Genomic DNA, 11,202 nt, shown 5'->3' on the forward strand with positions numbered 1-11,202 from the left:
ACAGCTCCTTTTAGCCTCTTTCTATGAAACGAATCATGTTTCAATTTACCTATTCTAACACTCATAACCGAAAAATGCTTGAATTAGGACCTACTCCTAGTATTATGCCATAATTTTTTCATTTCGTCTCCTTTTTTAAAAATATTCTAACAATTTATATGTACAAAAGAAAAGAGCGGGAATGATCCCGCTCATAAGCCATAGCTTTTCAATTGTGTGTCTTAGAAAGATCCGCCACCCATATGTTGTTGAGCGTAAGATACAAGACGCTTAGTGATTTCTCCACCAACTGATCCGTTAGCGCGAGATGTTGTTTCTGCACCAAGGTTTACACCAAATTCTGAAGCGATTTCATACTTCATTTGGTCGATCGCTTGTGCAGCGCCTGGAACGACTAATTGGTTAGAACTGCTTTGTCTGTTTTGTTGAGCCATGTGTTCTCACCTCCTTGTGAATATAGAATGTGTAGAAACACATGACTTCATGCGATTGATCTTATGGTAATTATTATGAAATTTTTGTTTTAGAATAAATCAGCGAATTCGTCTGCCGCTTTCTTTTCATTTGTGACAATGATGGTTTCGATTTGCTCAACTGCCTCGTCAAGCATTGGCTCGAAATCAGCAAAGCTTTCGTAGCGTTCTACTTTTTCAAGCTTTGGTTTTGTTTTAGGCGACGGCGGCGTAAAGATTGTACAGCAATCCTCAAAAGGCTGAATGCTTGTATCATATGTGCCAATTCGTCTCGCTTCATCAATAATGTCATTTTTATCAACAGCAATCAGTGGGCGAATGATTGGCGTATTTGTGACATGATTAATGGCATACATGCTTTCAAGTGTCTGGCTTGCGACTTGGCCAAGGCTTTCACCGGTAATAATCGCAAGTGCATCACGCTTCGCTCTTATTTTATCTGCTATTTTCAGCATCATTCTTCTCGTTGATGTCATTGTATAGTTTTCAGGTACTTGTTTGTGAATCAACTCTTGGATTTTGGTGAAAGGAACAATGTGAAGCTTCACTTCGCCTCCATATGCCGCTAAACATTCTGCAAGATCAATGACCTTTTGCTTGGCACGTTCACTTGTATACGGGGGACTAAAGAAATGAACGGCTTCAATTTGAATCCCGCGTTTCATAGCCTGATAGCCGGCAACTGGGCTGTCAAAGCCGCCTGAAAGCATAAGCATCGCTCTTCCGCTTGAACCGACTGGCAAGCCGCCTGCACCCTTTACATCTTTAAATGTAATGTACGTCGCATGTTCTCTGATTTCAATTCGCAAATGAACATCTGGCTGTTTCACATTAACCGTTAAGTTTTCTGTATTCTTAAGAACATGTCCGCCAATTTCGCGGTTCATCTCATTTGAATCAAGCTCAAATTGTTTGTATGAGCGCTTCGTTGAGACTTTAAATGTATTCCCATTTTCGTACACTTCCTGCACTGCCGTTAGCGCCGCTTCTTTGATTGCGTCCAGATTCGTCTCACATTTTACCGCAAGACTAAAGCTCTGAATCCCAAATACACTTTTGAGGTGTTCTGAAATCGGTTCAGGGTCTTCTCCGTTCAGCATGATGGTGATGCGGTCTCTGTCAGATGCATACTTTAATGCTTCAAAATCTTTCAATACGAACCGAATATGCTGTCTCAGTTTTTCAATGAATTTCTTTCTATTTTTCCCTTTTGTTGAGATCTCACCAAAACGGACTAAAATGTGATCATATTTCATGCTGTTATCTCATTCCTTTTAGTTTTTTTACACTTTGTGCGATAGATGTAATGATACGCTTCGTAAGCTCTGGTCCTTGTCCATACGTCAAACTGATTCTCATGCTGCTTTTGGCCACTTCTTCTGCTTTCCCCATAGCTATCAGCACACGGCTTGGCTCTTTTTTCTTGGCTGAACAGGCAGATGTTGTGGATACGTAAATGCCTTCTTTTTCCAGCATATGGAGCAGGACTTCGATTTGAATACCTGGCACTGAAAAATTCACAATGTGCGGCGCACTTTGCGTCAGCGGTGTGTTGATGACAACACCTTCTATTTCTCTAAGCTGCTTTTGCAGCTGGGTTTTCAGCGCCAGCATCTCATCATGATGCTTTTCAAAATGTTCAAATGATTGTTTCATGGCTTTTGCTAAGCTGACAGCTCCAGCAGGGTTTTCAGTACCTGAACGGAGACCAAATTCCTGCTCTCCTCCTGTAATGAAAGGGGCAAGCACTGTACCTTTCTTTAAAAAGAGTGCCCCTGTCCCTTTCAAGCCATGAATCTTGTGACCTGACATCGTCAAAAGATCAACATCCACCTGTTTATTGAGGGCTACCTTGCCGATCCCCTGCACCCCGTCGACATGAAAGAGTGCGTCTTTTGCATGCTCACGAATCATACCAGATGCTGCTTCTATCGGCTGAATGGCACCTGTTTCATTGTTCACATGCATCATACTGACAAGCACTGTATCAGGGCGAAGCACTTCTTTTAAATGAGTTAAATCTACATGGCCATGCTCATTTACTTGAATATAGGAGATGTCAAAGCCAAATAAAGCTTTCAGCTGTTCAAACGATTCGATGACAGAGGGATGCTCAATTGTTGTTGTCACGATGTGTTTGCCTCGGTTCATCTTGGCGAGAGCAGCCCCTTTAATGGCGATATTATTCGCTTCTGTTGCGCCAGAAGTAAAAATAATCTCATATTGTTTAAAGCCTGTATAGTGAAGCATTTGTTTTCGCGTTTCACTTAGCAGCCTGCTTGCATCAATCCCAAGCTGATGAAGCGAGGACGGATTGCCAAAGAAACGCTCACTTACTTGCTGATATACTTGTAAAACCTCAGGGTACGGTTTTGTCGTTGCACTATTATCAAGATAAATCATATCTGGACTCCTTACAAAAAACTTTAAAAATAAATGCATTTATATGTTACCATATTGATGTCAGACAGAGAATTTTCTGAAAATGGCAGTTGACATCTTTTCATTTTCACTATATCATCCATAGTGCAAATGTCACATAACCATCTAAATTGTCAGAATATTTAAATTCGACACAATACACTGATTAAGGAGGGACTATTTTGAAAAATAGTTTAAGTATAAAAGAGACATTAGCCATTGGTTTAATGCTTTTTGCATTATTCTTTGGCGCAGGAAATATGATTTTTCCGCCTGTCCTTGGACAATACGCGGGTGAGAATGTTTGGCTGGCAATCGGTGGATTTTTACTAACAGGGGTCGGTCTCCCGCTTCTAGGAGTCATCGCCGTAGCCCTTACAGGTACAGGCGCAAAAGGGCTTGCAGATAAAGCGCATCCCAAATTTGGCACGATTTTCACCGTCATGTTGTATTTATCCATCGGACCATTTTTCGCCATCCCGCGAACAGGTACGGTTTCTTATGAGATTGGGTTAGCTCCATTTCTGTCAGGTGCACAATCCTCTTCCTGGGTACCGCTATTCTTATTTACAATTGTATTTTTCACCATTACGTATCTGCTCGCTTTAAACCCTTCAAAGCTGGTTGATCGAATTGGTAAAGTGTTAACACCTATTTTATTAACGGTTATTGCCATTATTGTATTTAAAGCAATTGCTACACCGATGGGCATCATCGGCACGCCTGATGCAACATATGAAGCAAACCCGCTCTTCACTGGATTTTTAGAAGGCTACAAAACCATGGATGCACTCGCTTCTATCGTATTTGGAATTGTTGTTGTGACAGCTGTTAAAGAAAGAGGCATCACAGAGCGGAAATCTCTTGCTGCTGCATGTATAAAAGCTGGCCTTGTTGCGGCAGCTGGACTAGCATTGGTGTATGTCTCACTAGCTTATGTTGGAGCATCAAGTCCAGAAGCAACCGGAATGGTTGGAGCAAATGAAGGTGGCAAACTGCTTTCACTATCTGCTAATTTTTTATTCGGTTCTGCTGGTAAGATTGTACTTGGCGCAGCGATTTTATTCGCTTGTCTAACAACAAGTGTTGGTCTTGTGTCATCTTGTGGTGAATATTTTTCAAAGCTCTTCCCAAAACTTTCTTATCGTACAGTCGTTCTTATTGTTTCTTTATTTAGTACATTGGTTGCAAACCTTGGACTGGCACAAATTATTTCTCTATCCGTCCCGGTACTTGTAACGATTTATCCACTAGCAATTGTGATTATTTTATTGTCGTTCCTTGATCGCTGGATTAACGGTAGACGAATGATTTATATCGTATCCCTGATCTTCACTGGATTTTTTGCCATTATTGACGGTTTATTGGCTGCCAAAATTAATCTCGGTGGTTTGCCTGACATCTTGGGTTCATTCATCCCCTTTTACAATTTAGGCGTTGGCTGGGTCGTACCAGCCATCATCGGCGCATGTGTTGGTGTACTCATTTCCATATTTACCAGTCCACCTAAACAGCTCGCTTCATAAACTGCCTAAACATCCCCTTCAAAGATGAAGGGGATGTTTTTTGATTGTCCTTCATATACTAAAATAGAAAAATTCATGACTTTTGTACGAAAACACATGTTGACATCAGACGTACATCCTTTATAATTAGTGATTGTTAATGATGAACGGTTACTTAGCAACTAATTAACAGAATATTTCAACATAATATTGGAGGCTTTATATTCAATGAAGGCAACTTTGTCGACGAAAGATACGGTTATTATAGGATTTATGCTATTTGCTCTATTCTTCGGCGCCGGTAATATGATTTATCCACCAGAGCTTGGGCAATATGCTGGGCAAAATGTGTGGAAAGCAATGGGCGGATTTTTATTAACAGGTGTCGGTTTACCCCTTCTCGGGATTATTGCGATCGCTTTAACAGGTCGAGATGCGAAAGGACTAGCTGATAAAGCTCACCCAGTTTTTGGAACAGCGTTTACGGTCATTTTATATTTATCCATTGGGCCGCTTTTCGCTATTCCTCGTACAGGAACAGTCTCATATGAGATTGGCGCATTACCCTTTTTATCAGGTGTACCAGCTTGGCTGTCACTTCTATTATTCACACTTGTCTTTTTTGGTATTACGTATTACCTTGCTCTAAATCCAACGAAGATTGTGGATCGTGTAGGGAAAGTGTTAACACCGATTAAATTTACGATTATTTTTATTATTATTGTCAAAGCGATTTTGACGCCGATGGGCGTAATTGGTACGCCTGATGTATCCTATAGCAACGGATCGTTCTTTAAAGGATTTCTAGAGGGCTATAAAACAATGGACGCTCTTGCTTCTATTGTGTTTGGGGTTGTTGTCATCAGCGCCATTAAAGGACGCGGGGTGACAAGTAAAAAGGCACTGGCTTCTGCTTGTATCAAAGCTGGTTTGATTGCAGCTTGCGGATTAACATTTGTTTATCTATCGCTTGCTTATTTAGGCGCTTCTAGTACACACGCAATTGGTTTTGTGGGAGATGGCAGTAAAATCTTGGCTCAGTCTTCTCAATTCCTTTTTGGCAGTTTGGGAAATATTGTGTTAGGAGCTGCGATTACGGTTGCTTGTTTAACAACAAGTATCGGTCTTGTCACATCCTGCGGGGAGTATTTCTCAAATTTATTACCTAAACTTTCTTATAAAACAGTTGTGACACTCGTGACATTATTCAGTTTTATTATTTCAAATTTTGGGCTTGCTCATATTATCGCTTTCTCTGTACCCGTTTTAACTGCGATTTACCCGCTAGCGATTATCATCATTGTTTTGTCGCTTGCAGATAAATGGCTTGCTCATAGAAGACCTGTTTATGTCCTCACTTTGATTTTAACTGGCTGCGTCAGTTTGTTTGACGGTTTAGTAGCGGCGAAACTCCCGATTGGTCCAGTGAAGGATATCTTTCACACAATTTTACCTTTATATGACCTTGGCATTGGCTGGATTATGCCTGCTATACTCGGAGTCGTGATTGGATTTGTTATCTCTCTTTTCACTTCTTCTGCTTCAGAAGAACGTCAGAAACAAGTATCATAGTATAAAAAAAGCTGAAGTCCTGTGAATGGACTTCAGCTTTTTTATTATTGGTGCTGATATTCTTTTTCTTGCTGCGCTAAAAGCTTCTGCACGGCTCCAGGTGATGCTTTTTCAACAGCCGATGCTGCCACATCAAATGAACCGTTATAATCGTAGGCATAAAATCTTCGTTCTGCCTCTTTTAATTGTTCTGATAAGATATGATTTTGACTTCTGAAACGATTGCCATATTGAATGATTCGTTCAATTTGGTCCACTTTACTGAGCATCTCTTGTGTCTCATGAGCGACACTACTGACTGTTTCAGAGGCTTCTTTTAATTGTTGATTCACTGCCGGCATGTTTAGAGGCAGATTCTCCAGCTGCTCGTGAACTTGCTGAATCATCTCCTGCGCTTTTTCAGCACGGTCTTTGATGTCAGCAGGTACGCCTGGAATGTTGCTTTTATGCAGCTGGCGCACTGTATCTGTCAGCATTGTTTTGAGTTCAGCCAGTGTTTCTCTCGCTTGTAATTCTTCTTTTCTTAATGATTGAAGATGATTCTTAAACGTTTCATGCAGCGCTTTTGCATCCTCGATAAAGGTCTCCAGCTGATTGATTTCATCCATTAATAATGAATACGCCACATGATCACGATCAAGCTTCTCGCGTATTTGCTTCATGAGCTTTTCGATTTCTTCTAAGCGTTTTTCGAATGCTTTCTGTTGATCAAGCTCTCCTGCTGTCAGCTTGTAGCTTTCTTTCACAAGGGCCGTTTCTTCCTTTGTTTGCGTGTGATCCTGTTCAAGCTTTTCAAATGCTCCCGTGAGCTCAGGCATCTTGCTTTTGATTTCCTGACCTGCTTCTACTTCTGCTTCCAGCTGATCATACAGCGTCTGAATCGCGTCATCGATCATTTGCAGGATGCTTGATGCCTCATCTAAGTTGAGTTCATCAATGAGCAGCTTTTCCGCACGAGTCAGCTGTTTATTTAAGTTCTCCAGCTCTTTTGTCATCTGGATGTGCTCTAGCTTGTAGCCTTTGTCTGTCATTTCTTTATAACCGTCTTTCAGCTTAGTCAGCTGACCTGGTACGGTTTGTTTGCAGTCCGCAATAAGCTTCGGTACATCATTGATATACAATTGAAGCTGATCGAGTCTGCGGTCTTGCTCAAGCAAAATTTTTCTAGCTTTCATGTAGTTTCCGTTTTCTGTCTCTTCTTCATACTGCTTGATCCCTTCCCAGGCCTCATCTAAGTCCTGCTCCATTTTGTCATAAAGGGTGCCGTATAAATGGCTGTACGCAAGCAGATTTTTTCGAACCGTTTGGTATTGCCCTTTGACCTTTTCAATGTCTTTGCGGTTTTGTTCTTCGCTTGTGACAAGGTCTGCAATCTCTTTTAAAATGTCTTCAATATTTGAATCAGCAGCAGTCAGCAAATCCCCAATATGCGCAAGAACTTGCTTGGCTTTGGAGAATCGATATTTATCAGAATACTCTTCTGCATCATATAATAGCTCCTCTACCTTTGGAAGATGGGCTGTGACGATATCGTCCCACTCTGCACGCCATCTTTCAAAAAATTGCTCTGTTTCTCCTGTCATTTTTAAATGTTTGATTTTTGAAATTTCTTCTACAATTGATCTGTTTAAAATTTCAATTTTCCATGCTTCCAATCGGTCAATCTCTTTATATATATTTTTTCGCAAAAAATAACCGACTGAAAACAAAGCAAGCAAAATGACAATTAAACCGATGATTAACTCCATAATGAGCCCCCTTGTTGTGATCTAAGTGATGTCAGGGTAAATGTGTCCCGAGTAGACCTGAGAACCCTTTCGTGTCCGCTTTGCATTTGTTTTTTATAGCAGGATTGTATATTTTCCAATACCATCCATTCACGGTTTTATGTATGTTTTTTCAAGAAAGTGTTTGAGCGCTTTCTACATTTGATCACACGTATCAATGTGACCTGCTTTTATGTATGCGGAAGCTGTCGTTTTCATTGTTATTATGATACCATGTAACCAGCATTTTTGGTCATGATTTTTCATTATTTTCGCTGATAAACATCACGTTTTTCAAAATATCGACAAGAGGTGACGACATGCTGAAACAAGATGCACATTTACATACACCGTTTTGCCCGCACGGCACGCTTGATCCTTTTCATTCTTATATTGAAAAAGCCATCAAAAAGGGATTTGATTCCATCACCTTTACCGAGCATGCCCCGCTGCCTCCTTCGTTTCGAGATCCAACGCCTGAGCAGGATAGTGCCATGAAGCTCCAAGCCCTTGAAGCGTATTTGACGAAGCTGGATCAGCTGAAACAAGAGTACAAAGGACAATTAATAGTAAAAACTGGGCTTGAGGTTGACTATATCAAAGAGTATGAAGAGGAAACAAGTGCCTTTTTAGACTGCTACGGCCCAGAACTAGATGACGGCATTTTATCTGTTCACTTTCTTCCTGCTGGCGATGAGTATATTTGTCTTGATTTTGATGAACATGCCTTCCAGCAGCTGATGAACATCTATGGCAGCATCGAACAGGTCTATCAAAGCTACTATGACCAAATTCATTCTTCTATTCTATCATTTTTAGGCGACTATAAGCCAAAGAGAATCGGTCATATCACCCTTGTCCAGAAATTCAAACAGCTTTTCCCATATGAGATGTCGCCTGAACTCTGTCAAAAGGTCACCCTTTGTCTTGAAGAAACGGCAAAAAAAGGCATGTCCTTAGATTTTAATACATCGGGTCTTCGTAAAACATATGCCAGAAGTATCTATTTAGATCAATGGATGATTGATCTTGCAAAACAGAAAAAAATTCCGCTCATATTCGGGTCTGATGCCCATCAAGCGGAAGATCTCGGGTATGCTTATGATCAATTTGAAGACATCATGAGTTTCAGATGAGTATCTAATGTGGGCTCTTTTGGTTCTAGTAAATGATGAAGCGAGCGGCTCAGTTCCTTAAAGTACATCTGATAAAAGTACGGTTCGCTTGGGTTCAAATAGAGCACCTCTGTTAAATATTGCGGCTGCAAATACGGCATCATCAGAAGTGATTTCAGCTGAATCATAAATGATGAGAGTGAGAGCTGCTCACAAATGACATGGGTGCTTTTTCCTCTTTCAATGATGAGCTGAAACAAATATTTCTCCTTTGTTAAATATGTTGACATGATTTCTCTGATGAGCGTCGAATCAATCGTCACCTCTCGATAAACGAAACGGGTTAATTGACGGTGCTTGTGCTGATAAGATAAAATATCAAAAACCACATGAAGTAAACACTCTTTTGCGTGACGGGTTTCCATGTGATGGATGTGCGATTCAATCATATGAATGTAGCCTTCATAAAAGTCGGATACGAGCTGCTCTAGCAGCCCTCCTTTTCCTTGAAAGTAATAAGATATATGAGCAACGTTGACGTTTGCTTCCTTCGCAATCTCACGGACAGAGGTTCCAGAAAATCCTTTTTGGTTAAAAAGTCTGATGGCAGCTTCAATAATACGGTCTTTTGTTTGCACGGTTGTTGATGTTTTCATCCGCTCACCCCTCTTCATGTGTACATAATTCAAGATGAAGGCGGAAGTTCCTTTTACAATTGCTCGACAAATCCCACATGCGAGACGCAAGTTAGTATTTTTGAAATAGAAAGTAGGAGATTTTCATGTTTCATGTCGAAAAACAGTCTGGCGACTCATCGAAAGACTATCAATTGCTTGTCAAACAAGTAGAAGCCATTACAGATGGTGAACCTGATCTTATTGCCAATCTGGCGAATGCTGCGGCGTTATTGTATCACTCACTCCCTGAAGTGAACTGGGCAGGATTTTATTTGGCAAAAAACGGCGAGCTTGTGCTTGGGCCGTTTAACGGACTGCCTGCATGCGTACGCATCCCATCTGGAAAAGGCGTATGCGGTACAGCCTTTGCGACAGGTGCTGTGCAGCGTATCGCAGATGTTCATGCGTTCCCTGGCCATATTGCATGTGATGCTGCATCGCAATCTGAGATTGTCATACCGCTCAAAGTGAATGGGCAAATCATTGGGGTTCTTGATATTGACAGCCCAGTGAAGGACCGCTTCAGTGAAGTAGATGAGACGTACTTAGTTCAATTTACAGAGGTCCTGCAGAATGCTTTGGCAGCCTCTACCGATGCATCATGATGCCCGAAAAAGCAGATGGATTGTCTGCTTTTTTCTTTTTCTCATCTGTGGAGAAAGTCGTCACACCTGATCTTCTTCCTCTAAATAGGTTGACTTCTTATATTAAGCGTCATATAATAGACTTTGTGTGAAATATGGCAGCCTTTTTGTTCGGCTTTTTTGTATCATTTTGTTCCTTCTATTTGGAGGTGCATCTTGTAACTCCCTGCTGCTGGAGCGAGGATGCATGAAAACATAATGACGAAAAAGAGGAAGAACAGACGGTTTTTATTTTTCACAAATAAAAACAATAAGGAGGAGTCACATTATGGCTCGCTATACAGGTCCAAGTTGGAAGATTTCCCGCCGTTTAGGCATTTCATTAAGCGGAACAGGTAAGGAACTTGAAAAACGCCCTTACGCTCCAGGCCCACATGGTCCAGGACAACGCAAAAAACTATCTGAATATGGTTTACAATTACAAGAGAAGCAAAAGCTTCGTCACATGTACGGTGTCAACGAACGTCAATTCCGTACACTATTTGACAGAGCTGCTAAACTTCCTGGTAAACAAGGTGAAAACTTCATGATCCTTCTTGAAACTCGCCTTGACAACCTAGTATACCGTCTTGGCCTTGCTCGTACTCGCCGCCAAGCTCGTCAGCTAGTCAACCATGGTCACATCCTTGTTGATGGAAGCCGTGTAGACATCCCATCTTTCTCAGTGAAACCAGGTCAAACGATTGCTCTTCGTGAAAAATCTCAAAACCTAACAGTTGTGAAAGAATCAGTTGAAGTAAACAACTTCGTTCCTGAATACCTTTCTTTCGATGCTGAAAAGCTTGAAGGAACTTTCACTCGTCTTCCAGAGCGTTCTGAATTAGCGCCTGAAATCAGCGAACAACTAATCGTTGAGTTCTACTCTCGTTAATTTCATTACTCTCTCAAAGATTGATCAAACAAACCCTAGAGACCTTGGGGACTGACCCCCGTTTTTGAGACAGGGATCAAAACACCTTTATACAGCCAATTGCCGATAGTTTATCGGTGATTGGTTGTTTAGTTTCGTTTGAATGCGAATGTTGTTAT

General features: G+C 41.1%; 10 protein-coding genes. 5 read left to right on the top strand and 5 right to left on the bottom strand.

Translation table 11 applies throughout. The features are described 5' to 3' along the window. Window positions 1-221: 221 nt before the first annotated feature. The 3 genes from ACSLGF_RS07925 to ACSLGF_RS07935 form a co-directional block, all read right to left on the bottom strand. Complete coding sequence (locus ACSLGF_RS07925) at window positions 222-434, bottom strand: alpha/beta-type small acid-soluble spore protein (RefSeq protein WP_099681477.1); 213 nt, start codon at window positions 432-434, stop codon at window positions 222-224. 89 nt (window positions 435-523) lie between these two features. Then, window positions 524-1,729, bottom strand: coding sequence for a tRNA uracil 4-sulfurtransferase ThiI (gene thiI, locus ACSLGF_RS07930; RefSeq protein ID WP_456004099.1), 1,206 nt, complete (start codon window positions 1,727-1,729; stop codon window positions 524-526). 4 nt (window positions 1,730-1,733) lie between these two features. Further along, window positions 1,734-2,876: a cysteine desulfurase family protein gene (locus tag ACSLGF_RS07935; protein ID WP_456004101.1), complete on the bottom strand. Its 1,143-nt coding sequence runs from the start codon at window positions 2,874-2,876 to the stop codon at window positions 1,734-1,736. 200 nt (window positions 2,877-3,076) lie between these two features. Here ACSLGF_RS07935 and brnQ (ACSLGF_RS07940) point away from each other — a divergent pair, with 200 nt between their 5' ends. After that, window positions 3,077-4,420 (top strand): branched-chain amino acid transport system II carrier protein, encoded by a 1,344-nt coding sequence (gene brnQ, locus ACSLGF_RS07940; RefSeq protein ID WP_456004104.1) that lies wholly within the window; start codon window positions 3,077-3,079, stop codon window positions 4,418-4,420. Between the two features lie 207 nt (window positions 4,421-4,627). Next, entirely contained in the window at window positions 4,628-5,971 is a 1,344-nt protein-coding gene (brnQ, locus tag ACSLGF_RS07945; RefSeq protein WP_456004106.1) for a branched-chain amino acid transport system II carrier protein, read from the top strand. Between the two features lie 44 nt (window positions 5,972-6,015). Here the strand turns inward: brnQ (ACSLGF_RS07945) and ezrA are convergent, their stop codons facing one another. After that, window positions 6,016-7,719 (bottom strand): septation ring formation regulator EzrA, encoded by a 1,704-nt coding sequence (gene ezrA / locus ACSLGF_RS07950; RefSeq protein ID WP_456004108.1) that lies wholly within the window; start codon window positions 7,717-7,719, stop codon window positions 6,016-6,018. A gap of 338 nt (window positions 7,720-8,057) precedes the next feature. On the opposite strand from ezrA, the gene hisJ reads away from it, so the two are divergent. Further along, on the top strand, window positions 8,058-8,873 hold the full coding sequence (gene hisJ, locus ACSLGF_RS07955) for a histidinol-phosphatase HisJ (RefSeq protein ID WP_456004110.1): 816 nt from the start codon (window positions 8,058-8,060) through the stop codon (window positions 8,871-8,873). On the opposite strand, the gene refZ is transcribed toward hisJ, so the two are convergent. Then, on the bottom strand, window positions 8,843-9,508 hold the full coding sequence (gene refZ / locus ACSLGF_RS07960; protein ID WP_456004113.1) for a forespore capture DNA-binding protein RefZ: 666 nt from the start codon (window positions 9,506-9,508) through the stop codon (window positions 8,843-8,845). The genes hisJ and refZ overlap by 31 nt on opposite strands. 125 nt (window positions 9,509-9,633) lie before the next feature. On the opposite strand from refZ, the gene ACSLGF_RS07965 reads away from it, so the two are divergent. Continuing rightward, entirely contained in the window at window positions 9,634-10,134 is a 501-nt protein-coding gene (locus ACSLGF_RS07965) for a GAF domain-containing protein (RefSeq protein WP_456004115.1), read from the top strand. 307 nt (window positions 10,135-10,441) lie between these two features. After that, window positions 10,442-11,044 carry a 30S ribosomal protein S4 gene (rpsD, locus tag ACSLGF_RS07970; protein WP_099726852.1) on the top strand — a complete coding sequence of 201 codons (603 nt, stop codon included), beginning with the start codon at window positions 10,442-10,444 and terminating at the stop codon, window positions 11,042-11,044. Window positions 11,045-11,202: the final 158 nt, after the last annotated feature.

The sequence above is a fragment of the Bacillus sp. A015 genome (assembly GCF_053851875.1).

Excerpts from the sequence above, each read along its gene's own strand:
- refZ (WP_456004113.1), bottom strand. The coding sequence starts at position 9,508 with ATGAAAACATCAACAACCGTGCAAACAAAAGACCGTATTATTGAAGCT.
- ACSLGF_RS07935 (WP_456004101.1), bottom strand. The coding sequence starts at position 2,876 with ATGATTTATCTTGATAATAGTGCAACGACAAAACCGTACCCTGAGGTT.
- hisJ (WP_456004110.1), top strand. The coding sequence starts at position 8,058 with ATGCTGAAACAAGATGCACATTTACATACACCGTTTTGCCCGCACGGC.
- brnQ (WP_456004106.1), top strand. The coding sequence starts at position 4,628 with ATGAAGGCAACTTTGTCGACGAAAGATACGGTTATTATAGGATTTATG.
- thiI (WP_456004099.1), bottom strand. The coding sequence starts at position 1,729 with ATGAAATATGATCACATTTTAGTCCGTTTTGGTGAGATCTCAACAAAA.
- ezrA (WP_456004108.1), bottom strand. The coding sequence starts at position 7,719 with ATGGAGTTAATCATCGGTTTAATTGTCATTTTGCTTGCTTTGTTTTCA.
- rpsD (WP_099726852.1), top strand. The coding sequence starts at position 10,442 with ATGGCTCGCTATACAGGTCCAAGTTGGAAGATTTCCCGCCGTTTAGGC.
- ACSLGF_RS07925 (WP_099681477.1), bottom strand. The coding sequence starts at position 434 with ATGGCTCAACAAAACAGACAAAGCAGTTCTAACCAATTAGTCGTTCCA.
- ACSLGF_RS07965 (WP_456004115.1), top strand. The coding sequence starts at position 9,634 with ATGTTTCATGTCGAAAAACAGTCTGGCGACTCATCGAAAGACTATCAA.